The 22628-nt window shown below is 57.2% G+C and carries 19 protein-coding genes and 1 other RNA gene; 14 read left to right on the top strand and 6 right to left on the bottom strand.

Translation table 11 applies throughout. The features are described from left to right. Nucleotides 1-143: 143 nt before the first annotated feature. Nucleotides 144-1193 carry an AraC family transcriptional regulator gene (locus HFP54_RS17280; RefSeq protein ID WP_168566119.1) on the bottom strand — a complete coding sequence of 350 codons (1050 nt, stop codon included), beginning with the start codon at nt 1191-1193 and terminating at the stop codon, nt 144-146. A gap of 164 nt (nt 1194-1357) precedes the next feature. Between HFP54_RS17280 and HFP54_RS17275 the strand changes: the two genes are divergently transcribed. The 5 genes from HFP54_RS17275 (at nt 1358) to HFP54_RS17255 (ending at nt 7753) form a co-directional block, all read left to right on the top strand. Next, entirely contained in the window at nt 1358-2167 is an 810-nt protein-coding gene (locus tag HFP54_RS17275) for a ThuA domain-containing protein (protein WP_168566118.1), read from the top strand. Nucleotides 2168-2176: 9 nt separating this feature from the next. Beyond that, nucleotides 2177-3025, top strand: a complete 849-nt coding sequence (locus HFP54_RS17270) for a sugar phosphate isomerase/epimerase family protein (RefSeq protein ID WP_168566117.1) — start codon at nt 2177-2179, stop codon at nt 3023-3025. 73 nt (nt 3026-3098) lie between these two features. Next, the gene (locus tag HFP54_RS17265; protein ID WP_168566116.1) at nt 3099-4418 is read left to right on the top strand and encodes a Gfo/Idh/MocA family protein; all 1320 of its coding nucleotides are present in this window, start codon (nt 3099-3101) and stop codon (nt 4416-4418) included. Then, the gene (locus HFP54_RS17260; RefSeq protein ID WP_168566115.1) at nt 4418-6484 is read left to right on the top strand and encodes a DUF6807 family protein; all 2067 of its coding nucleotides are present in this window, start codon (nt 4418-4420) and stop codon (nt 6482-6484) included. The genes HFP54_RS17265 and HFP54_RS17260 overlap by 1 nt, the downstream gene beginning before the upstream one ends. Before the next feature lie 246 nt (nt 6485-6730). Beyond that, on the top strand, nt 6731-7753 hold the full coding sequence (locus HFP54_RS17255; protein WP_235951982.1) for a hypothetical protein: 1023 nt from the start codon (nt 6731-6733) through the stop codon (nt 7751-7753). A gap of 98 nt (nt 7754-7851) precedes the next feature. On the opposite strand, the gene HFP54_RS17250 is transcribed toward HFP54_RS17255, so the two are convergent. The 4 genes from HFP54_RS17250 to HFP54_RS17235 all read right to left on the bottom strand — a co-directional run bounded on the left by HFP54_RS17250 (nt 7852) and on the right by HFP54_RS17235 (nt 11339). Next, a complete protein-coding gene (locus tag HFP54_RS17250) occupies nt 7852-8541 on the bottom strand; it encodes a transposase (RefSeq protein WP_168566114.1) in 690 nt (229 codons plus the stop codon). 121 nt (nt 8542-8662) lie between these two features. Next, nucleotides 8663-9532: a metal ABC transporter permease gene (locus HFP54_RS17245; protein ID WP_168566113.1), complete on the bottom strand. Its 870-nt coding sequence runs from the start codon at nt 9530-9532 to the stop codon at nt 8663-8665. A gap of 2 nt (nt 9533-9534) precedes the next feature. Beyond that, nucleotides 9535-10350 carry a metal ABC transporter ATP-binding protein gene (locus HFP54_RS17240; protein ID WP_168566112.1) on the bottom strand — a complete coding sequence of 272 codons (816 nt, stop codon included), beginning with the start codon at nt 10348-10350 and terminating at the stop codon, nt 9535-9537. Next, the gene (locus HFP54_RS17235; RefSeq protein WP_206036274.1) at nt 10347-11339 is read right to left on the bottom strand and encodes a metal ABC transporter solute-binding protein, Zn/Mn family; all 993 of its coding nucleotides are present in this window, start codon (nt 11337-11339) and stop codon (nt 10347-10349) included. The genes HFP54_RS17240 and HFP54_RS17235 overlap by 4 nt, the downstream gene beginning before the upstream one ends. A 518-nt stretch (nt 11340-11857) precedes the next feature. Here HFP54_RS17235 and HFP54_RS17225 point away from each other — a divergent pair. From HFP54_RS17225 to HFP54_RS17205, 5 genes are all read left to right on the top strand, one after another. Beyond that, nucleotides 11858-12817 (top strand): alpha/beta hydrolase, encoded by a 960-nt coding sequence (locus HFP54_RS17225; RefSeq protein WP_168566109.1) that lies wholly within the window; start codon nt 11858-11860, stop codon nt 12815-12817. A gap of 175 nt (nt 12818-12992) precedes the next feature. After that, entirely contained in the window at nt 12993-14150 is a 1158-nt protein-coding gene (locus HFP54_RS17220; RefSeq protein ID WP_168566108.1) for an AraC family transcriptional regulator, read from the top strand. 167 nt (nt 14151-14317) lie between these two features. Then, nucleotides 14318-15085: a 3-keto-disaccharide hydrolase gene (locus HFP54_RS17215; RefSeq protein WP_168566107.1), complete on the top strand. Its 768-nt coding sequence runs from the start codon at nt 14318-14320 to the stop codon at nt 15083-15085. Between the two features lie 151 nt (nt 15086-15236). Further along, complete coding sequence (locus tag HFP54_RS17210) at nt 15237-16019, top strand: 3-keto-disaccharide hydrolase (protein WP_168566106.1); 783 nt, start codon at nt 15237-15239, stop codon at nt 16017-16019. A 123-nt stretch (nt 16020-16142) separates the two neighbouring features. Next, nucleotides 16143-17369 (top strand): Gfo/Idh/MocA family protein, encoded by a 1227-nt coding sequence (locus HFP54_RS17205; RefSeq protein ID WP_235952012.1) that lies wholly within the window; start codon nt 16143-16145, stop codon nt 17367-17369. 59 nt (nt 17370-17428) lie between these two features. Here HFP54_RS17205 and ssrA read toward each other — a convergent pair. Further along, nucleotides 17429-17809: a transfer-messenger RNA gene (ssrA, locus tag HFP54_RS17200) on the bottom strand. 146 nt (nt 17810-17955) lie between these two features. Here ssrA and HFP54_RS17195 point away from each other — a divergent pair. The 4 genes from HFP54_RS17195 (at nt 17956) to HFP54_RS17180 (ending at nt 22442) form a co-directional block, all read left to right on the top strand. After that, nucleotides 17956-18711: an RluA family pseudouridine synthase gene (locus HFP54_RS17195; RefSeq protein ID WP_168566104.1), complete on the top strand. Its 756-nt coding sequence runs from the start codon at nt 17956-17958 to the stop codon at nt 18709-18711. Further along, the gene (locus tag HFP54_RS17190) at nt 18708-19199 is read left to right on the top strand and encodes a putative molybdenum carrier protein (RefSeq protein WP_168566103.1); all 492 of its coding nucleotides are present in this window, start codon (nt 18708-18710) and stop codon (nt 19197-19199) included. Before HFP54_RS17195 ends, HFP54_RS17190 begins: the two co-directional genes overlap by 4 nt. A 20-nt stretch (nt 19200-19219) precedes the next feature. Next, nucleotides 19220-21376, top strand: a complete 2157-nt coding sequence (locus HFP54_RS17185; protein WP_168566294.1) for a M3 family metallopeptidase — start codon at nt 19220-19222, stop codon at nt 21374-21376. A 61-nt stretch (nt 21377-21437) separates the two neighbouring features. Continuing rightward, nucleotides 21438-22442 carry an AAA family ATPase gene (locus tag HFP54_RS17180; protein ID WP_145296204.1) on the top strand — a complete coding sequence of 335 codons (1005 nt, stop codon included), beginning with the start codon at nt 21438-21440 and terminating at the stop codon, nt 22440-22442. The last annotated feature ends 186 nt before the right edge of the window (nt 22443-22628 follow it).

The raw sequence follows: 22628 nt of genomic DNA, 5'->3' as shown, positions 1-22628 counted from the left end.
ACGGGACGAATCACTGCGTCGACCTGATGAATCCGCGCGATCTACGTTCGCACGTTTCCACAGCCATGCACGCTATCGGCCCGCGTAGCTTCCGGGTGCACATTGTAACGTGATGATTCGAACCGGCGTCTTGAAAGCAAGTGTCAATTCGCGACATCTGCCTGCGGTCGTTCGTCCTGATCGAGGTGGCGATACTGTTGTGGCGAACAGCCGAAATGGCGACGAAACACGGTTGCAAAGTACTGGGGCGAACTGAATCCGCATTCGATCGCCACCTGACGATTGCTCCAACCTGGATTCTGTACAAGCAGATCTGCCGCAGCATCCAACCGTAACGCGTTCAAATGTTGGACGGGCGTTGCGTTGGTCAGGCGACGGCAGTAATCCGTGAAGCGTGTGATGCCCAACCCACAGGCCTCGGCCATCAGCTTGATCGTCCAGGGTTCCGCCAAGTGATCGCGGTTGTGTCGCAGATCATCCAAGAACAATTGGACCGTTCGCTGCGTGTCCGCCAAGCTCGCGTCCATCGACACATCGCGACTGCGTAGTAGCGACAGAATCTGCAACAGCAACTCATTCATCAACAGTGTCAACCAAGACACGTCGATGGAACCGTCCGCATCGCAGCGTCCTAATATGTCAGCGATGCGTCCAAAACACTGGCCGACATCGCTGGCTTGATGCCAAACCGGTTGCTCATTTTGTCGCAGCAATTCCGTCAGCTCTTGCAAATCCTCCCGCGTCAAAACGACCCAGTCCGGCCACTTCCAACTTTGGTGTGGTCGTCGCACTTGAACATCAATGATCGCCCAGTGAAGCCGCCCGGGTCCGATGTTGGGGTCGCCCAAGCGGTGTCGTTGCCAGGGACGCGTGATGGTCAAATCATTCGGCTGCAGCGTGAACGCCTGACCTTCCACCGCAAACTGTAGTTGGCCGCGATCCAACAAACACAGCTCGATGCCTTCGTTTTGATGCCAATCCAAGCCCCAAGACTGCGGATGCGCGGCGTCCCAATATCCCAACGCCTTCAAGCCCGGCAGCGCGTTTTTGGGTAATCGACGACCGGGATAATGCCCGTGCACCACGGCATCCAACTGAATCTGATCGGCTTCAGCAGCCTCCATCAATCGCCGACAGGAATCCGCACGATAGGTCGCGTCTTGAATTTTGTAGATCGGTATCCGCGGACTCATCAGGCCGAACCATCAGTTCAATTTCTTTCAGTGAAACAAATCGCACTCTAACGCGCGGATCCGACCGTTAAAATGCTCCGCCATCACGCTGGCGTTGATTACAGCCGGCGATCAAAACCGCGCGTTCAGAAAATCCCAATCGACGGCAACGGCAAATCGTCACCATGCCCCCGATCCACTCTCTGCCGATCCTCTTGTGCTTGCTGGCGTCCTTGGCCGCGAACGCCCACGCGGACACACCCGACAGCGATTCGATCCGTGTGTTGCTGATCAGCGGACGCAACAACCACGACTGGAAAACGACCACACCAAAGCTGAAAACCCTCCTGGAAGCCGACGGTCAGTTCGATGTCACCATTGAAGAACAACCACAACGTTTGACCGGCGATCGGCTACAGCCGTACCAAGTCATTCTTAGCAACTGGAACACGTTTGGCCGCGGCGATAGGGCAACGGGCGACTGGCCCCCGCAGACTCGCAAGGCCTATCTGGACTTCGTTCGCAACGGTGGCGGACACGTCGTCGTTCACGCGGGATCATCATCGTTTGCCGACTGGCCCGAATATCAAAAGTTGACGCTGGCGACATGGCAAGCGGGGCAAACCGGCCACGGTCCGCCACACGAATTTGTGGTACGCATCGATGCAAGCGACCATCCGATCACTGCAGGCATGGACGACTTTTCAATCCATGACGAACTGTGGCATCGATCCGGTATCCAAGACGGTGTGACGGTCTTGGCATCCGCCTATTCCGATCCTCGCAACCGCGGTTCCGGCGAATTCGAACCGGTCGCGTTGGCCGATGCGTTTGGATCCGGCCACAGCTTCACGCTGTTGTTGGGCCACGCCGCCAAACAGATGGACACGCCTGGCTTTGGCACTCTGCTGCGACGCGGAACCTATTGGGCGGCAACAGGCAAAGCGATGCCAACGGGTTCCCCGAACGATCCATCCCCAACCCCTCAACCGTAAAGTCCGACGATGAAAATCGGTGTCTTTCTATTGATCGAACCTTTCGCCAGCGTGGAAGTTCAACTGCAACGCGCCAAAGCGATGGGCTTTGACTGTGCCGACATCACCGACACCAATGCGGGCGGCAGTATGTTGGGCACCGCGGGTTTTTCGCCGACGGTCAGCCTGGATGACAATCCGTTCGAAGTGAAGCGATTGTTCGAAAGGTATGACATTGTACCGTCAACCGTTTGCGCTCACGCGGGACTGTTGGAACCGAGCAACCCGGGAATCTTCGGGACATCCGAAATTATCAAAGCCATCCAATTCGCCGCCGCGATCGGCATCAAAGATGTGGTGACGACGGACATGGACCCGCGTTCCGATTGGGCAAAAAGTCTCAGCCATGCCGAACAGGTCTTCGTCGTCGCTGAAAAACTATACACGCCGCTAAAAATGGCGGCCGACTACGGCGTCCGCGTGTTGTTGGAACCTCACGGTCCGATTACCGACAGCATCCAAGGCTTGCAAGATGTGATCGACCGCTTGGGCAACCCTGAAGCGTTGGGAATCAATCTGGACACCGGAAACTCATGGCTTGGCGGTGCCGATCCGGTGGCAATGGCCAAAACGTTCCACGACAAAATCTATCACGTCCACTGGAAAGATTTGGAAGCCCAGTGGGAACCCAAACGCGGCGAAATGTTCGGCTGCGGGTTCTCAACGATCGCTTTGGGCGATGGTGTCATCGACATTCGTGGCGTTTGTGACGCTCTGAAAGACGCATCCATCGAATCTTCCACGCTGGAAATCATCGGCGACGAAAACATCCTGCAACGCAGCGTCGATTATCTGCGGCAATGTGGTATCGCCGATTGAGGCATCCCCTCGCCCCAGACTCCCCCACCTTCATCCCCCGCCAAACTGACGCGAATCCCGACGGAGCACCCCCATGAAGTCTCAAAAGGTTTTGACCAAGCAGAACACGTCACCCACACGTCGTGATTTTCTAAAAGCAAGCACTGCGATCACCGCCGCCACTGTGGCCGCCCCGTATGTGATCACCAGCACCGCGCTGGGTGACACGAACACTCCACCGGCCAGCGACCGCATCACCGTCGGACACATCGGCGTCGGCGGGCGGGGACGAGGAATTTTGAACGGAATCCGCAGTGTCCCCGACGCTCAAAGCGTTGCCGTTTCAGATTGCTATCGCGACCGACGCGACATGATCGCGAAAGTCATCGGCGGCGAATCTTACCAAGATTTTCGTGACCTATTGGCTCGTGACGACATCGATGCGGTTGTCGTCGCCACCCCCGATCACTGGCACGTCCCCATCGCCATCATGGCGGCGCAGGCCGGCAAAAGCGCCTATGTGGAAAAACCACTGGGATTGTCCATTGACCAAGTCCTTGCCTGCCAAAAGGTCTTCAACGAACAAGGCGTCGTTTTCCAATACGGAACCCAACAACGCAGCCTGGCTCATTGCCGTCAAGGATGCGAACAGGTGCGTCGCGGAGCCATCGGAAAAATTCAATCCATCGAAGTCGTCTGTCCCAACGGCGGCGCAGGCGGAATCACCGAAGAATCGGATGTTCCCGACGGGCTGGATTATGAAATGTGGATCGGCCCCGCACCAATGACCTCCTATACCGTCGACCGCTGCAAGCCGCCGGGAAGCTATTGGATTTATGACCAGTCGATCGGCTACTTGGCCGGCTGGGGGGCTCATCCGCTGGACATCATGGTCTGGGGATGCGATGCCGATCTTAGTGGCCCCATCGTCGTCGAAGGTACGGGCGAAATCCCATCCGATGGTTTATACGATTGCGTCTATAACTGGGACATGAAGATCCAACTGGGCGACATTCCGGTCACGTTTCGCCCCGGAGCCGACAGCACCAAGTTCATTGGCGAAGACGGTTGGATCGATGTCGCGCGAGCCAAGGACCGAAACGCCGCCAGCGATCCCGGCCTGCTGACACAATCGTTGGCCCCGGAACAAAACCAACTGGTGGTCAGCAATCATCATCAAGCCAACTTCATCCAAGCGGTGAAAAACGACGACCCAAACGCCGCAGTCTCCAACCTGAACGACGCCGTCCGCAGCGACATCATCAGCCACCTGTGTGACATTGCCGTTCGCACCGGCGAAAAGATCACATGGGACCCGAAAGCACAGAAACTGGTGAACCCCAGCCAGCGTGCCGCGGCCATGCTGTCCCGCGCGATGCGTGGCCCATGGACGTTGCCCACGGGAGACGCGTGATGCGACGCTCAGGCCTACGATTGATCACGGCCTTGGCGGTTTGCGTCGCCGGGTTGACCCAGCTGGCAATCCGCATGGATGCCGCAACGCCGCCGGACATCGCATCCATTCGCCAAGCGATCGAAGACTGCGGCGGCCACCTGGAACTGGACGACCAGGGTCGGCCGATCAAGGTCGACTTGGCTGCGGATCGCGGATCCGCCGACCAGGCAGGTTTTGACGCCGCGATCCAATGCAAAACGCTAACTTCACTACGTCTGCGGGCACCGGGGCTAAGCGAAGCAGACTTGGCCAAGATTCGTTCGCTTTCTTCGCTGCAGGAACTGTCCCTGCAAGACGTTCGCATCGATGACGACTTCGTCGCTGATGTGATCGCGAAACTCGCCGATCTTCGCCGACTGACGCTTCGCAACACGCCGGGCGTTTCCAAGCTGCAAGCGATTGCTTCGCTTCCCAACCTGACCCACCTTTCACTGATTGACCTGCCGATCGACGGCCCCTCGCTCGACGCACTGGCCACGGCTGCCAAGCTTGCGGCGCTGGACTTGCGTTTGTGCAGTCGGCTTAGCGGTCGCGATTTCGATGCCCTTCATGACGTCGCCAACCTCAAAGACCTAAAGCTTGGCGGATACGGAATCGACAACGAAAGCATGCGTTCGATCGCGTCCATCGACAAGCTTTCGAACTTGACCATCGAAGACGCATCGATCGATGCCGTGGGAATTCAGGCGTTGGCCCCCATCGCTGGTCAATTGCAGGCACTCAGCTTCGCCCGATGTGCGGCACTGGATGACACGGCCTTGCAGTTCGTCAGCCGCCTGCCTTCTTTGCGTTCGCTGATGCTTCGCGACATGCCGGTCACCGGCACCTTTTTAAAATCATTGGCTGCCCCCGCGAATCTGGAAACACTGGGGCTGAGACAAACCTTTCTCATCGACGAAACCTTCGATGCGATCGCGCAGTGTGGCGAGCTAAAACGTTTGGATTTGCCAGAGAACTTTCTGCCGCCAGGTGCCATCGCAAAGATTGCGACTCTTTCAAAACTGCAAATCCTGAACCTTTCGTCATGTAGCTTGGATAACGCTTCCCTGGAACCGCTGAAACAGCTGCAGAATCTTCAAACCCTGCACCTGGACGGCAATCCGAACCTCAGCCGCGATGCAGCAGCCAGAATCTTGGACCAGTCCTCCAGCACGACGCCATCGGCGAGTTGTCGCATTGTTTCGACGCAGACATCGACGGAGTGCCAGTTCGATGGGAAAACCCTTTGGCGATACCATCACAACCCGGCCGAAGGCAAACCGTACTTCCATCCATTGGCGGCGATCGGTCGTGATCCATTCACTGACCTGCGCCCCGAGGACCACCCGTGGCACCGAGGCCTATGGTTTTCGTGGAAGTTCATCGACGGCGTTAATTACTGGGAAGAAAATCGAGAGACCGGACAATCCGACGGACAAACTCGTCTACTTTCCACCCGACAATCGACCGCCCCGTCCGGCGGTTTACTTATCGAACAGACTCTGGCCTATGCGCCGTACAGCGAAGCGTCACCCGTGATGACCGAATCCCGCACGTTGGCAATCTCGGCACCCGAAAAGTCGCCGGAATATCACATCGACTGGACCAGTCAGTTTAGCGCATCGGAAACCGCGCTCACTCTCGACCGAACTCCTATTGCCGGACAACCACGCGGAAAAACGTATGGCGGTTATGCCGGATTATCGATTCGCATGAATGCGAAAATGCAATCCGGATCGTTCTTCAACGCCGATGGCCAATCGGGATTGCATTGTCACGGAAAGGCATCGCCGTGGATGATTTTCCAGCACGACTCCGCTGGCAGCCTCTTGTTCATGGACCATCCAAACAACTTTTCTTCGCCGACCAAATGGTACGTGACACCGTCGATGCCCTACTTCAGCCCGGCGGTCCTGTTTGACGCCGGCGAAACGATCGCCGCTGAAGAAACACGCACCCTTCGCTATAGGATCGTTGTTTCTTCACAAACGTTCTCTGCGAAGGACGTCCAATCACGCTGGGCAAACTGGATCGCACAAAACTGATCTGCAACGGAGGCGGGACCTCGCTTTCTGCCGGCCGCCATGACTGCGATCATCTGCTGACGCGATCGAATCACTGCGGTGGGCAGCCATCGGCATTTGAATCGAACCCGACCTGACTGGGTTCTACGGGGGGTTCATCTTACAAGTAAGATCCGTTGGAATGTCTCCTATCGATGCAGGCGTTGTGCAATTGCCATCCGTCTGTACATCTGAATCAATCCCTGCCGAAATAACGAGAAGCACTGCATGTTTTCACGTCTCACCTCATTTCTTCGTCCGTCCTGCATGGTCGTGGTCGCCGGCTTGGCCGGAAGTCTCGGCAACTCGGTCAACGCCGAAACCAGCGTTCAAACGGTGCTGCGTGGCTTGGTCAATCCATCCAGCGTCAGCTTCAGCCCTGAAGGTGAACTCACCGTTTGCGATGCTCGCGGAATCGTGGTCGTCCTGAAAGACAATAAGCCGACCAACTACGTCACCGGATTTGACACCGAACATTGGAAGTCCAACGACGAAGGCCAAAAGTGGTACGCTGTCGGGCCTCTTTCCGCCGTTTGGTCAGGCTCCACCCTGATCGTGACCGATGCCGGTAAAGGCGACGGTGAAGAGACCTTGCTGTTCTTTGACGAAAAGGGCAAAGCAGAATCCGGCACGGCCACCAACGCGGTTCCTCCGACATCGGACGATCCGGCCGACAAGGGCGAAGGCAACTTGACCGGCATGAGCCTCAGCAAAGACGGCACCACCGCCTATGTCTGTGGACAAGGCTTCGACGGAAAATCTTGGGTGTTGTCGGCGGACATTGCGTCCAAGGAACTCACCCCATTGTTGTCGGCCGACGAGAACGGCATTGAAACCAATTCACCGATGCAAACCGTTGTCGCCGACGACAACACGCTGTACGTGCTGTACTCCGGCAAAGGCGGCGAAGCGGATGGCTTGATCGTGAAGTGGGACCTGACAACCCAAAAGCCCACCGACCAATGGTCATTGCCCGGCGTCATCAACCCGATGGGATTGGCGCACATCAGCGGCAACAAGTTCGCGGTGGCTGAAAACAATTGGTCGTTGAACCAGACCAACTCCGGTCGCATCTTGATCGCGACGCTCGGCGAAGACGACGATGCCGAAGTGAAAGAAACCGGCGTGGTGCTCAGTGGCCCCGTGGCGTGTACCTTCGGTCCCGACAATCGTTTGTATGTTTCTCAATTGGGTGAAGAATTCGACAAGCCCGTCGGATCCGTCGTTGCGATCGACGGCCTAAAAGACTGACCCAATTGACCACGGATGTCCACATCCTCGCAAACTCCAAAACGCAACGCCCCGCGTTGCGTCCCGGCCCTAAAAGGGGTCAGCGGCCCTAAAAGGGGTCAGGCCTCTTTTTCTGGCTTGTGAACGCGTGGACGCCCCCGCGGTCGCAGCGTTGACTCCAAATTCAACCTTCTGGCGATCGACTCCACCCAACCTTCGTCGCCCATCGGCGCCCCTCGATGAGCACACCGGCGGACGGCTTCCAGCTCTTTCTCGGTCAGCGGTTCGTTGACACGATCAGCCCAGCGAGGCAATCGAGACAACGGCCACGGTGACAGCAGCTTTGGTTCGGGTTCGGGCTTTTGCAACCAACGCCACAGCGAGCCCCAACGCCAGTTCTCGGCTTTGCGAACCATGCCAGCGCGTCGCGCATTTCGCTCGACATAGCGGCAGACGACCAGAAAGTGTTCGTCATCCTGAATCGGAAAACTCTTGTAACGTTGCTGGTACAAGTGCCCCATCCCGCTGGTGCCGTAATGGGCGTGGTATCGCATGGTGTGCGTGCCACCAACCCAGCCCATGAATCGACTCATTTCGCCATCAACCAATGGCCGCAGAACCAGATGGTAGTGATTCGGCATTAGCTGGTAGCTGTACAACTCGATTTCGCACAACTCCAGGCCTTCGGCAAGAATCCGCTCAAAGGCTTCGTAGTCCTCCGGCTTCTTGAATATTTCGGCGCGCATGTTGGCGCGATTCAGGGCGTGATAGAGCCCGCCCGCTTCGTCAGCTCTTGGTGGTCTTGGCATATTGCAAGCGTACCACGGTCTCTGCGGAAAAGAAAGAGGCCTGACCCCTTTTCGAGGGCGGTGGGGTGCCGAGTTCGTGGTGTTGTCGATTGACGATACCCACATCATGTCATGGTGATCGTCAAGCGATAACAGAGTCTTGCGTGATTCGCATTCGGCCGCCGATCCATTTACCGACGATCGCTAGCAAATACGCACCGCCGGCGAGTTCAACCACCGTGGCACCGGCCGGCAGTTCGGGACCATAACTGACGGCGATACCGCCCACGGTAACCAGCAGACTTAACACCGAGGCGAAAACCATGGCGTACCAAAGACGGCCGACAAACTGCAACGCAGTGGCTGCCGGCAAAGTCAACAGTGCGATCACCATCACCAACCCCACCACCTGGGTCAAAAGCACCACGGTCAACGAAATCAAAACCAATAGCAACGTTTGGTACATCCCAACGCGAATGCCTCGCAAACGTGCAAGCTCCGGTTGAAAGCTGATAACCAAGAACTTGTTGTAGAACAACAGCATCAGACTGAGGATTACCGCGTCCAGGATCGCCATACTCCACAGGTCGGCGGCACCGATCATTAGAATGTTGCCGAACAAATAGCTCATCAAGTCTTCGTAATACCCCGGCGTGGCGGTGATGAACGAGATCCCCATGGCCATACCGATCGCCCAGATCGCCGACAGAACCGTGTCTTCACGTTGCCGTCCCCAAACAGTGATCGCAGCGACAATCAATGCCGCCAACACCGCCGCAACGGTTGCACCAAGCAGTGGACTTGCCCAGGAAACATCGTGAACACGTTGCAGGTACCGCGCCGCTCCCATGCCCCCGAGAACGCAGTGCGCAATTGCACCAGCCACGTAAGTCGTCCGTCGCACCACCACAAAGCTGCCGACGATGCCACATGCGACCGAAGCAAGCAGCGAACCGATCAATGCGTACTGCAAAAATGCGTGCTGAAACAGATGCTCCCAAAACAGGTTCATCTTTACCCCTCCGCGGTGCCGTGATGCGGTTCACGCATCGCCTTACTGGCATCCAAAACGTGGCAATCTGTGCCATGCTTAAACACCGTCATGTCCCCACGGTAAAAACGATGTAGCTGCCGCTCGGTCAATGCGCCGATCCGTTCCAACGATGCGGTCCGATTGACGCACGCAAGATGCGATGCATGTCGCGTGACGACGTTCAGATTGTGAGAGACTACCAGCACCGTTTTGTGCTGATTCAATTCTCGTAGAAGTTCATAGATTTCGTGCTCCATGCTGGCATCCACATTGGCGGTCGGCTCATCCAGAAAAATCATGTCAGGATCCGAGACCAATGCCTGTGCGATCAGCACGCGTTGTCGCTCTCCACCGGACAGGTGCGAAAATCCTCGATCGGCAAGATGCGCCATTCCAACTCGCCGCAATGCTGATTTGGCTTTCTGACGATCTTCCTGTCGATAGGGCCCGAACCAGTGCCGATCGGATCGCGCCATCAGCACCACGTCGAGCGAACTGACAGGAAAGGCCGCGTCGAAACGAAGATGCTGTGGAACATAACCAACGCGACATCGCAAACGCTCCGGCGTTTGGCCGAACACACGGACATGCCCCCGGTCCGGTCGCAAAAGCCCCAACGCAAGCTTCATCAGTGTGCTCTTGCCGCCCCCATTAGGCCCCACCACCGCAACAAAACTACCTTCGGGGATCGCCAAATCCACGTTATGGATGACTTCCTCGCGATCATAGGCAAAGCAAACGTCTTTGAACCGTAGTGCGATTGAGCTGTCCTGCAATCCTGAGCACTTCGAATTCACTTTTGTGCCTCCAGCGCGGCCCGGATCTTATCCGCGACCACCTCCAGGTTATCAATGTAATCACCAGCCAACGGATCAATGGGAATCACCGCACCGTCGATCGCTTTGGCGACCGCACCGGTCGCCTGCTGACCGAACTGAGGTTGCACGAAAACGACGCGTACGTCGCGCTGCTTGGCTAATTCGATGATGTGCGATAGCTGCCTGGCGCTGGGCTCTTTCCCCTCGACCTCCACCGTCTCTTGTATCAATCCATAGTCGTCTGCAAAGTAGCCCCAGGACGGGTGAAAGACCAAAAACGACTTGCCCCGTACTGGGGCCAGCGTGGCAGCAAGTTGAGCATCAAGTGCGTTCAATTCTTGCAACAACTCGGCCAAATTTGCTTCGTAGATTTCTTTGTGCTCTGGATCGATTTCAACGAGTGCGTTTGTCATGGTCCTGGACTGAACCTTCGCCAAACACGGGCTAAGCCAAATGTGCGGATCGCGTCCAGCGTCGTGCTCGGTGGCGCCGCTTCCTCGGTTGGAATGCCCCGCGATTTCCCTCAATTCGATGCCTTTGCGAGTATCAACGATGCGCAAACGCTTCATCGTCGTTTCGATTTTCGATAGAAACGCGTTTTCGAATGGGACACCGATTCGGAAGTAGAGTCTTGCGTCGGACAACGCCGCCATCTGGCGCGGCGTGGGTTCGTAAGTGGCGGGACTGCTGCCCGGTCGAACGAGCGCATGGACCTCGACATACTTCCCTCCGATTCGCTGGACCAAGAACTCCTGAGGGACAATGCTCGTGAACACCACGATCGGTTGCTCCCCGTCCGTCACGCCAGAACGTGGCTCCTCACATCCTGCGATCAAAATTGCCGAAAGGCCCAACAAGCCGGCCGAAAAGCACCAACGCCTGATCATGGGTCCCACCGGCAACAGCGACCGCTGATGACAGCCACCGCCGACACTTCCCATGTCACCACGTTTGAGTGAAGTTTGCACAGCCACCTCTTCCAATTGTTTCGCTGTCGAGGAAATGCGACACGAATGTTGTGATTCCGGACAACGATCACATAACCCATGTTGGCAATAGCGTTCCAACCATGCCATCCGCAATTCCCACGCACCAAGGCAACGAGCTTACCATCACCCAACGTCTTGTTTGCCGTTGGCGCCGGATCGTTTTTTTTCTGAGCCGGCTCGCCAATGGCAACCTGAAAGTCGACGGAACCGGACAACGCAGATCCCCCGCCGTATTCGCAAACCGCTTGCATCTGTAACCCAATCGTCATTTGATATCCTGACATCCCCCAACGACAGATGGCAAATCGCCGCACCGATCAAGCCCGCCTGCCATAAACCGGACAGACTCAATGGTGTTCAGATCGGTCCATTCACTTGCACGGGTCGGGCGGGTTTCAAGGGAGCAGTGGCCCGTGACTCGCGCGCGTGCAATCGGTGGCGGGCACAGGTATCCTTGCGATCCAACTTCCCTCCCTCCCCCCAACGGAAACACATCCATGAGCCAATCATCACCGTGCATACTCGTTGTGCTTCTTGCTTGCTTGACGTTTCCACCGAGTCAGTCGGTTGCCCAGACCGAGAAAACAAAGACCTCAGAAAGCTATGACGCATCGGTTCCTGAGCCGACATTTTCCGAGGTGAAATATGGCGACCACCCGCGGCATGTGCTGGATTTTTGGAAAGCAGAATCGGATACGGCGACTCCGCTGGTCCTGGTGATTCATGGAGGCGGATGGCAGGGCGGATCGAAAGAACGGTTGCACCGATTTGCGGACGCCCGTGCGTTGCTGAACGCCGGCATCTCCGTCGCCGCGTGCAATTATCGTCATGTCAAGCAGGCCGCGGCGCAGGGGATCAAACCACCGGTAAAGGCTCCGCTTCATGACGCCGCCCGGGCTCTGCAATTCATCCGCAGCAAAGCAGGTGAGTGGAACATCGACAAACAAAAAATCGGTGCCGCCGGAGGATCGGCCGGGGCCTGTTCGAGTTTGTGGATCGCCTTTCATGACGACATGGCGGATCCAGAGAGCGATGATCCAGTGGCTCGCGAATCGACGCGACTGTGGTGCGCGGCTGTGACCGGAGCCCAAACAACGCTCGATCCGAAGCAGATGAAAGCCTGGACGCCCAACAGCCGATACGGCGGCCACGCCTTCGGCTTTGCCAATTTCACAGCCTTCCTGGACGGTCGCGATTCGATCATGCCGTGGATCGCGGAATATTCACCCTATGCACTGGTCAGCCCGGACGACCCTGGCGTCTATCTGACGTACTCGCGCCCGCCAGCGATCGGCCAAAACCAAAAAGACCCCACGCATACATCAAACTTCGGTGTGAAGCTGCAAGAACATTGCCTTTCCGTCGGGGTCCACTGCGAACTCGCCTACCCCGGTGCCCCCGACGTCCAACACAAGACACCAACGGACTTCCTAATCTCCCAGCTGAAGCCACGCTAACGACCGCCGCCACAGAAAGGGGTCAGGCCTCTTTTCAGCGTCCAGGCGTTCCTTTCTGCTCGCTCCGCGTGCCGCGATCTGGCGTTTTCGCTCACATCGGTGGTATCCATCGACCGTCCCGAAACCCAAAAAGAGGCCTGACCCCCTTTTTCGATGACCCCCTTTTTCGATAACGATGACGATTTTGAGAGTGAAGTTGTTGATTGAGACGTCGCGGGGATATGGGCAGAGCCTGCTGCGCGGGATTTCAAAGTACGCGCGGGCGAATGGTCCGTGGTCGTTCATCCAAGAACCGGCGTTCTATTTGAAACCAGACCGAGCGGAGGTTCGGGCGGATCGCCGCCGTCCCGTCGATGGGATCATTGCCCACACCGATGATGCCGGCCTGATGAAGCAATTGATCGCTGAGAATGTTCCGCTGATCATGAAAGGCATCGGCGAACTGCCGTCTGAGATCCCCACGATCCAGTCCAATGACCGGGCCATCGGAAAGATCGCGGCGGAGCATCTGTTGTCCTTGGGCTTTCGCAACCTTGGTTTCTGTGGCTACGCGAATATGTACTGGTCGGACGACCGGGGCAAAGGCTTTACAGAACACGCCAAGTCGGAAAACATCGACGTGGACTGGTTTCAAGAACCACGCCGCAAACGCCGGCTGAGCGTCGAACAACGTGAAGCCGCGATTGAACGCTGGCTGAAATCGCTGCGAAGCCCCGCCGGCATCCTTGCCTGTAACGATGATTGTGGGCAAGAAGTGATCCGATGCGCGTTGAACCGCGGTTTCGCCGTCCCCGATCAGATCGCGGTCGTCGGCGTTGACAATGATGAAATGGTTTGCGACTTGGCCGAGTTCCCACTGTCAAGCATCGCAGTGGCCAACGAAAAGGCAGGGTATCGCGCCGCGGAGTTGTTGCATCGGATGATGCGTGGTGAAGACGCGTCGGGCCAACAAATCATTTCCCAACCGCTGTACACGATCCAGCGTTTATCGACCGATACCTTTGCCGTGCAAGACTTAGCGGTCCGACGCGCGCTCTACTTTATCCGCGACCAGTTGCCCAAACAAATTTCGGTGCACGACGTGGTTGGCCAGATGAGCATGTCCCGCCGCATGGCCGAGATTCGTTTTCGAAAGTCAACGGGATCGACCATCAACGACCAGATCGTTCGCGAGCGATTGCGACTGGTCAAAGAAATGTTGGTGGAGACAGCGTACCCGATCGAAATGGTTGCACAGCGCACGGGTTTTTCATCGGCCGCATTCTTGGGACTGAAGTTCAAACAGGCGACCGGACAAACACCAACGGCTTATCGCAAGCAGCACGCTGCGTAAAAGAGCTGCGGCCAATTGACGCGAGGCTCGATCAGCCACACCGAAATTGCGCAATATTGATAACTGGTTTCGTATTTGCCGGTGTCTGATGAGACTCGATTGACGTACAGTCAGCATTATCAAGTTCGACGTACAGGATCCGAGTCACCAAGCCCCCAATCATCGGCATGACCGATACACGCCATCTGCTGGTTCGCTGGGCCGCGACACTGTGTTTTCTGCTGACGCAGGGTGCCGTGGCGACGTTTGGCGAAGCCCCCGCGAACACGCTTTCCGAGCAAGAGAAGGCTGACGGCTGGCAATTGCTTTTTGATGGTGTCACGTCAACTGGCTGGCGAGGCATCAATCGCCCGGACTTTCCCACCGCGGGCTGGGTGATCGCATCGGGTGAACTGCAATGCGCCGCCGACGATGGGGCTGAATCGGGCAACGGCGGAGACATCATCACCGTCAAAAAATACAGCAACTTTGAATTGGCCTGGGACTGGGCGATGGACAGCGTTGGCGGCAATTCCGGCGTCAAAATTTTTGTGCTGGAAGGCTTGGATGAGAACCCGAAACACGGCATCGGTCTGGAGTATCAGATCCTGGACGATGCAAACCATCCGTGGATGCTGAAAGGCAAAATGAAACCCGGTGATTTTCGCACCGTTGGGTCCGCTTATGAACTGTACGCCGCGAAGAACAAAACCGTGATGCCGTTGGGCCAGTACAACCACAGCCGGATCATCAGCAAAGGAAACCACATTGAACATTGGCTAAACGGCGTCAAAGTCGTTCAGTACCAACGTGGTGGCGACGACTTTCGCAAAAGAGTGGCCGAGTCGAAGTCATGTGACATTGAAAACTATGGCGAAGCGGCCGAAGGCCACATCCTGATCCAGGATCACGGAAGCCGCGTCCGTTTTCGCAATATTAAGATTCGTCCGCTTTAACTCCAAACACTTCTTTACCAAACACATTCCACGTACCGTCGTGCATCAACGCGGCAATTTCTTGCCATCGCCTGTTCCCACGCGGCGTCATTTGAAAGCGTGTCATCCCACCTGCTCTTTCCCACCGTCATCCTGCCGATTGATTGCTGCCATGCGATTGCCCATTTTTTTCGTGCCTTTGTTGGCCTGCGTTCCCACTGCGATCGCGGAAGAAGGCTTTCACCTTTACAAATTCCCTGGCCACCACGGCCTGCCATCGATCGCGGACACCGGCTTCACCGTTCACCAGCCCGACCGCAGTCAACCCGAGCGGGTTGAACCGCCGTGCTTATCAGCGGAAGCCAAGGTTGGCGCGCCGTCGGACGCCATCGTGTTGTTCGACGGAACGTCCATGGATCAATTTCGTGACAACCAATGGAAGTTTCGCGACGGGCTTTTGATCGCCGGAAAAGGCGGCCTGAATACGGTGGAAGCATTCGGTGACATCCAGATGCACGTCGAATGGCGAACCCCAGATCCGGAGCCCAACAAAAGCAAGCCGGGCAGCATGGGGAATAGCGGGATCTTTCTGATGCAGAAGTATGAACTGCAGGTTTTTGATTCCTATTCGTGTGAGATCTACGCCGATGGATCCGCTGGGGCGATCTATGGCCAATCACCGCCGTTGGTGAACGTTTGCCGAAAGCCTGGACAATGGCAGTCGTATGACATCGCTTTCACTGCGCCGGTCTTTGATGGCGAGACCATTGTTTCGCCGGCCAGGATCACCGTCTTTCACAACGGTGTGCTGATTCAAAACAACACCGAGATCTTCGGGCCGACACGGCACAACAAGGCCCTTCCCTACGTCGCACACCCTGACAAGATGCCGCTGATGTTCCAAGCACACGGCAGCCCGGTCGAGTACCGAAACATTTGGGTGCGGCCGCTGTAGCGTTCGCTTCGTCGCCGCCCAGCCCCACCGCACCTTCCCACCATCCTTGCCCACCTTTTACAAGCGATCGCCATGCACCCTCATTCATCTCGCCGCGCGAATCGTCGATCCGTTTTGAAGACCATGGTCGCGGCGGCCTCCGCACCGCTGTTTGTCTCCCCTCGTGTCTTCGGCAAAAACGCTCCGTCCAACACGATCACCCTCGGGCATATCGGAGTGGGCATCCATGGCGTTCAACGCAATTTGAACGGCTTTCTAAATCAGTCCGATTGTCGGCCGGTGGTGGTTTGTGACGTGATGAAGTCGCGTGCGATCGAAGCGGGCCGGTTGGTCAACGAACACTTTGATGATACGTGCTGCGATGTGACGTACGACTTTCGCGAGGTGTTGTCGCGTGATGACGTCGACGCGGTGGTGATTTCAACGCCCGATCATTGGCACGTCCCGATGTCGTTGATGGCGTTGGATGCCGGAAAGCACACGTTTTGTGAAAAGCCGACGTTGACCATTCGCGAAGGCCAGGAATTGGTTGCGGCCGTCAAACGCAGTGGCAAAGTCTTTGGCACCGGCCTGGAGGACCGTTCGGTCACGGAGTATTTCCGGATCGCCGAACTGGTGCGCAACGGTGTCATCGGCACGTTGCAACACATCGAAGTCGGCTTGCCCGTTAAACCCGTTTTCCCGATCGAGCAGCCGGCACGGGTTCCCGACGACTTGGATTTCAACTTGTGGATCGGGCCGGCCCCGATGCGGGCCTACACGCCGAAGTTAACGACCGCGCAGTGCTGGCGTCAGATTCGCGACTTTTCCGGCGGTTCGCTGACCGACTGGGGATCCCACCTGATCGACACCGCTCAAGTGGCCAACTTCAGCGAAAACACCACACCGATTTCGGTCACCGGCAAAGGTCAGATTCCAGAGAACGCGATCAATTCGGTCCCGCACACATTCGACCTGGATTACACCTATGCCAACGGCGTGACCATGCAAGTGAAGTCCGACGTGCCATCGATTCGCCTGGAAGGCAGCGATGGCTGGATTGGCAATCGTGGCTGGTGTGGCGAACTGACCGCCAGTGATCCGAAGTTCCTGGAGGCCAGCTTTGATCCCACGCACAGCCGAATCTGGCCACAGCCAAGGATCGAACATCGCGATTTTCTGGATGCGCTGAAGTCCGGGGATTCGACGATGTACGATGCGGAATCGTTGCACCGATTAAGCACGGTGATGCACCTGGGTTCGATCGCAATGGAACTGAATCGTCCTTTGAACTGGAATCCCCAGGCCGAGTCGTTTGATGACGCCGATGCGAACGCGTTGCGGAGCCGTCCACGTCGCGACTGGACGTGATAGCGATTGGTCGCCGACGAAAAAAGGGCATCGTGAATATTCACGATGCCCTTTTTCATGGATGGAGGCGGCGGGAATTGAACCCGCGTCCCGCGATGCATCCACGTGACCGTCTACGTGTGTAGTCGAACCATTTTGGTCCGCAAGCGGACCGAATTTCGCTCACCACGGCGCTGCTCGACAGGCTCCGTCGCTCGCTAGGGCGAATCAAAATCTCGCCCGCCGCGTCTCACCCAAGACGGCGGGCCAGCCAAAATTAACGACGGGTTTTCAGGCGACTTTGGCGATCCCCATCAACCCGGGTTGCCTGTTCTTAGGCAGCCAGTGCAAAACTTTCGTCTGCAACTAAAAAGTTTGATCAGCTTTTTACGTGGCCAACTGATCAACCACGACACGCAGGCCGCCGCTTCTTGTCATCCGGTCGAATCCAAGTCGCCCCCGGAGTGTCAACGAAGACGCGAACACTGGTAACCTTCAACATCGGTCGCCGGCGGCGGAAAGTCAAGGACATTCGCGTCGATGTGGCCATCGCACCCTCGTTCATCCTGGCCTGCAACGCAGCAAAATTTTTGGAACCCAGCCGCCCATGTCACTGCAGGTCCTTTACGAAGACAACCATTTGTTGGTGGTCAACAAGCCCGCGGAAATCGCGACGATGGGTGCGGAGGCGGGGCGTCCGACGATCCACGCGGTGGCCTGCGAATACTTGAAAGCCAAATACAACAAGCCGGGCAACGTTTTCGTCGGCATCGTCAGCCGACTGGACACGATGACCAGCGGCGTCTTGGTGTTGGCCCGGACCAGCAAGGCGGCATCGCGACTGCAGACCCAATTCGCACGCAAAGGCAACGACAGCGGACCGGGCAAGGTTTACCTGGCCGTCGTCCAGGGTGAAATCGATCCGCCGACGGGACACTTGCGCGACGAAGTGTTCAAAGACGACGCGGCGCGGCGGATGCGAACCGTCGGCCGCAACGGAAGTCCGACTGGGGGATCGGCACAGTCGGCGGAACTGGAATACCAATCCATCGCCGGTGATGATCGGTGCACGTTGTTGGCCGTTCGATTGGCGACCGGACGCAAACACCAGATTCGAGTTCAGTTTGCCGACCGAGGCCACCCGATTCTGGGAGACCGAAAATACGGATCGAAGCGTCCGTTTCCCGCGGGCATTTCGCTGCACAGTTGGGCTTTGGCGATCGACCACCCGACCAAGAAAGACCGGATGGCGTTTCACGCGTCACCGCCGCGGACTTGGCGTGGCGTGCTGGCCGACTTGGGCGTTGCCGACGTCAAGGACTATTGGCCACAGGTGTCCGATGCGTTTCAATTCAACGCATGAGTCTTTTTCCCTCTGATGTCGTCGTACCGCTGCCCCGGCGGATCGTTTCCGGTGGCCAAACCGGCGTGGACCGTGCGGGTTTGGACGTGGCGATCGATTTGGGATTGGAACATGGCGGGTGGTGCCCGGCGGGTCGGTTGGCGGAGGACGGCAGGGTGCCCAGTCGGTATCACATGACCGAACACCGGTCACCGATGTATCCGCCGCGGACCGAGCAAAACGTGATCGACAGCGACGCAACGTTGATTCTGTATTTGGGAAAGCTGTCGGGCGGAACGCTGTTGACCAAACGATTGGCCGACAAGCACCGTAAACCGGCGATGACCCTTAAACTGAACAGCGAATCGATGGACCGGGTGCGACGCTGGTTGGCGGATGTCCGTCCGGAAACATTGAACGTGGCCGGGCCGAGGGAAAGTTCCTGTCCGGGCATCGAGCGGTCCGCCGCTGAATTTTTGCACCAAGTTTTTTCTGATCCGAATCGTTAACCCGCGGGAACCCTTTCGTGATGCATCACCGTTTGATCGTCGCCGCCATTATGGCAACCGTGTTTGCGACTTTAATCACCGCACCGTCTCAGGAATCCATGGCTGAAACCTCCACGTCCAACGACATTGATCCCGCCACGCACCCGTTGCTGAAACCCTGGACCGGACCGTTCGGTGGCGTGCCACCGTTTGATGCGGTTCGCGTCGATGAATTTCCGGCGTTGTTCGACGTGGCCATTGCCGCGGCCGAATCGGATTACGAAACGATCGCCAACAATCCCGAACCGGCGACCTTCGAAAACACGTTCATCCCGATGGAAAAGGCCGGACGGATGTTGAACCGGTTGGAGGTCGTATTCGACGTCCACTCGTCCAACTTGAACGTCGGACCGATGCCCGATTTGGAACGCAGCATTGTTCCCAAGCTGGCCGAACATTCCGACAAGATCACGCAGAACGACGCTTTGTTTCGACGCATCGAAGCGGTGTACCAGCAACTGGACGACGGCGATTTCACGGTAGCCCAGCGGCGTTTGGTCGACGACACGTACAAGACGTTCGTCCGCAAAGGCGCCAAGCTGGACGACGCCGACAAGGCCAAGCTGTCACAGATCAACAAGCGTCTGGCCCGGCTGTTCACCGATTTCAGCCAGAACGTTTTGGAAGATGAAAAGGGCTATGTGACTTGGATCAGCGATGAAGCCGACCTGGACGGGCTGCCTGCCAGCATCGTGGCCGCGATGAAAAGTGCCGCGACCGAAAAAGGCAAACCCGATCAATGGGCGATCACCAACACGCGATCGTCGATGGACCCGTTTTTGACCTACGCGACCAACCGCGGGCTGCGTGAAAAAGTCTGGCGGAATTATTACAGCCGCGGTGACAACGGCGACCAGTACGACAACAACGCGATCATCGCAGAGATTTTGAAACTGCGTGCGGCCCGCGCGAAATTGCTGGGCTATTCCACCCACGCGCACTGGCGTTTGGAGCCGACGATGGCCAAGACGCCCGAAGCCACGATGGAATTGATGACCAAGGTTTGGCCCAAAGCGGTCGCTCGCGTTCGCGAAGAAGTGGCCGACATGCAGGCGATTGCCGACAAAGAAGATCCCGGCGTCAAGATTGAACCGTGGGACTATCGCTACTATGCCGAAAAGGTCCGCAAGGCGAAGTACGATCTGGATTTCAACGAAGTCAAACCGTACTTGCAGCTGGACAAGTTGCGAGAGGCCATGATGTGGGCCGCCGGCGAATTGTATGGTTTGCAATTCAAACCGCTGACGGGCATCCCCGTCTTTCATCCTGACGTGCGGGTTTGGGAAGTCACCGATGGCGACGGCGAACATGTCGGCCTGTGGTACTTGGATCCGTACGCCCGCGAAGGCAAACGCAGCGGCGCGTGGATGACCGACTATCGTCCGCAATCGGCGATGGGCGAAAACTTAACGCCGATCGTTTCGAACAATTCAAACTTTGTCGAAGCCCCCGAGGGCGAAGTGACGCTGATCTCGTGGGATGACGCGGTGACGTTGTTCCATGAATTCGGCCACGCCCTGCACGGATTGCTGTCCGATGTGACCTATCCGTCCCAGTCGGGGACCAACGTCGCGCGGGACTATGTCGAATTTCCGTCACAGATCAATGAACACTGGTTGTCGACGCCGGAAGTTCTGAACAAATTCGCGGTGCATTATGAAACCGGCCAGCCGTTGCCAAAGGAACTGTTGGAAAAGATCGAAAAGGCGGCCACATTCAACCAAGGCTTTGGCACCACCGAGTATTTGGCCAGCGCGCTGGTGGACATGAAGCTGCACTTGGCCGGCGATGCTGACATCGATCCAGACAAGTTCGAACGCGAAACGCTGGCGGAGTTGGGCATGCCCGACGAATTGCCCATGCGTCACCGTACGCCGCATTTCCAGCACATCTTTTCCAGCGATGCATATTCGGCCGGCTACTACAGTTATCTGTGGTCCGACGCGTTGACCGCCGATGCGGCCGAGGTGTTCGAGGAAAAGGGCAGCTATTACGATCCGAAAGCGGCCAAGTCGCTGCACGACAACGTGTTCTCGGTGGGCGACACGATCGACCCGGCCGAAGGATTTCGGCGGTTCCGCGGTCGCGATGTCGACACGGCGGCATTGCTTCGTAAACGAGGCTTCCCCGTCGATTGATCTGGTCGGTTATTCTGTGGCCTTGATCACGCGTTTCACTATTGCTGACCGGGTTGGATAGATGACCATCACCGCCGACGACATGCAGGCCCAGGCCGAACAATTCCGCGACCGCTACGGTGCGCTTCGCGAAATGATCGGCCGCGTGATCGTCGGACACGATGACATCGTCCACGGCGTGTTGACGGCCATGCTGTGTGGCGGGCATTGCTTGCTGGAAGGCGTTCCGGGGCTGGGCAAGACAATGCTGGTCCGCACGCTGGCCGAAGTGCTGGATTTAAATTTCAACCGCATCCAGTTCACGCCCGACTTGATGCCCGCGGACATCCTGGGCACCAACATGATCGTCGAAGACGCCGAGGGGCATCGGCGTTTCGAGTTCCAGCGTGGCCCGGTGTTTACGCAGATCTTGCTGGCCGATGAGATCAACCGCGCGACGCCGAAAACACAGTCCGCGATGCTGGAAACGATGCAGGAAGGCACCGTCACCGCCGCGGGGCATCGCTTTGAATTGGATCGCCCATTCTTTGTGCTGGCGACTCAGAACCCGATCGAACAAGAGGGCACCTATCCGTTGCCCGAAGCCCAGTTGGATCGTTTCTTGTTCAAGTTGGTCGTCGGCTACAGCAGCCGTGACGAGCTGAACACGATCGTCGACCGGACCACGCGCGGCGAACGAGCCAGTGTCGAGAAAGTCATGGGCGGCGAAGAAATCTTGCAGCTGCAGCAACTGATCCGCGACGTGATTCTGGCCAAGCACGTCCAGGATTATCTGGTCCGGCTGACGTTGGCCACGCATCCCGAAGGCCCGCACAGCGTCGATGCCACCAATCAGTACGTGCGTTGGGGCAGCAGTCCCCGTGGCGCACAGACGCTGGCGTTGGCTTCGAAGGTGCGGGCGTTATTGGACGGTCGCTACAACGTCAGTTTTGAAGACATCCGGCGAGTGTTTTTGCCGACGATGCGTCACCGTGTCCTGTTGAACTTCGAAGCCCAGGCCGAGGGCGTGGAAACCGACCAGGTGTTGCTGGACATCCTGGAAAAAGTGCCTGAAAAAGGCGAATGAGCGACGGTGGCAGGTTCGCAGGGTCGCCGGTCACAGGATGTTGAGCCTGTGGCACAGGGAATCTGCAGCGGAGTTCGTCGGGGGCGTTCTTTTTTGTCCAGGTGCACAATTGCGAACGTTGCACCACAAATCGATCTTTCGGCTTTTTTCCCATTTCGATTAAAGTTCGCCGGCACGCTGTGAAAC

It is taken from the genome of Crateriforma spongiae (assembly GCF_012290005.1).
GTDB classification, from domain to species: domain Bacteria; phylum Planctomycetota; class Planctomycetia; order Pirellulales; family Pirellulaceae; genus Crateriforma; species Crateriforma spongiae.
Note: the sequence above shows the minus strand (reverse complement) of the source record. Positions and strands in the feature narration are given on the sequence as shown.

Bases quoted from the DNA above. Each gene is read 5' to 3' on its own strand.
- HFP54_RS17280 (WP_168566119.1), bottom strand. From the start codon at position 1,193: ATGAGTCCGCGGATACCGATCTACAAAATTCAAGACGCGACCTATCGT.
- HFP54_RS17275 (WP_168566118.1), top strand. From the start codon at position 1,358: ATGCCCCCGATCCACTCTCTGCCGATCCTCTTGTGCTTGCTGGCGTCC.
- HFP54_RS17270 (WP_168566117.1), top strand. From the start codon at position 2,177: ATGAAAATCGGTGTCTTTCTATTGATCGAACCTTTCGCCAGCGTGGAA.
- HFP54_RS17265 (WP_168566116.1), top strand. From the start codon at position 3,099: ATGAAGTCTCAAAAGGTTTTGACCAAGCAGAACACGTCACCCACACGT.
- HFP54_RS17260 (WP_168566115.1), top strand. From the start codon at position 4,418: ATGCGACGCTCAGGCCTACGATTGATCACGGCCTTGGCGGTTTGCGTC.
- HFP54_RS17255 (WP_235951982.1), top strand. From the start codon at position 6,731: ATGTTTTCACGTCTCACCTCATTTCTTCGTCCGTCCTGCATGGTCGTG.
- HFP54_RS17250 (WP_168566114.1), bottom strand. From the start codon at position 8,541: ATGCCAAGACCACCAAGAGCTGACGAAGCGGGCGGGCTCTATCACGCC.
- HFP54_RS17245 (WP_168566113.1), bottom strand. From the start codon at position 9,532: ATGAACCTGTTTTGGGAGCATCTGTTTCAGCACGCATTTTTGCAGTAC.
- HFP54_RS17225 (WP_168566109.1), top strand. From the start codon at position 11,858: ATGAGCCAATCATCACCGTGCATACTCGTTGTGCTTCTTGCTTGCTTG.
- HFP54_RS17220 (WP_168566108.1), top strand. From the start codon at position 12,993: ATGACGATTTTGAGAGTGAAGTTGTTGATTGAGACGTCGCGGGGATAT.
- HFP54_RS17215 (WP_168566107.1), top strand. From the start codon at position 14,318: ATGACCGATACACGCCATCTGCTGGTTCGCTGGGCCGCGACACTGTGT.
- HFP54_RS17210 (WP_168566106.1), top strand. From the start codon at position 15,237: ATGCGATTGCCCATTTTTTTCGTGCCTTTGTTGGCCTGCGTTCCCACT.
- HFP54_RS17205 (WP_235952012.1), top strand. From the start codon at position 16,143: ATGGTCGCGGCGGCCTCCGCACCGCTGTTTGTCTCCCCTCGTGTCTTC.
- HFP54_RS17195 (WP_168566104.1), top strand. From the start codon at position 17,956: ATGTCACTGCAGGTCCTTTACGAAGACAACCATTTGTTGGTGGTCAAC.
- HFP54_RS17190 (WP_168566103.1), top strand. From the start codon at position 18,708: ATGAGTCTTTTTCCCTCTGATGTCGTCGTACCGCTGCCCCGGCGGATC.
- HFP54_RS17185 (WP_168566294.1), top strand. From the start codon at position 19,220: ATGCATCACCGTTTGATCGTCGCCGCCATTATGGCAACCGTGTTTGCG.
- HFP54_RS17180 (WP_145296204.1), top strand. From the start codon at position 21,438: ATGACCATCACCGCCGACGACATGCAGGCCCAGGCCGAACAATTCCGC.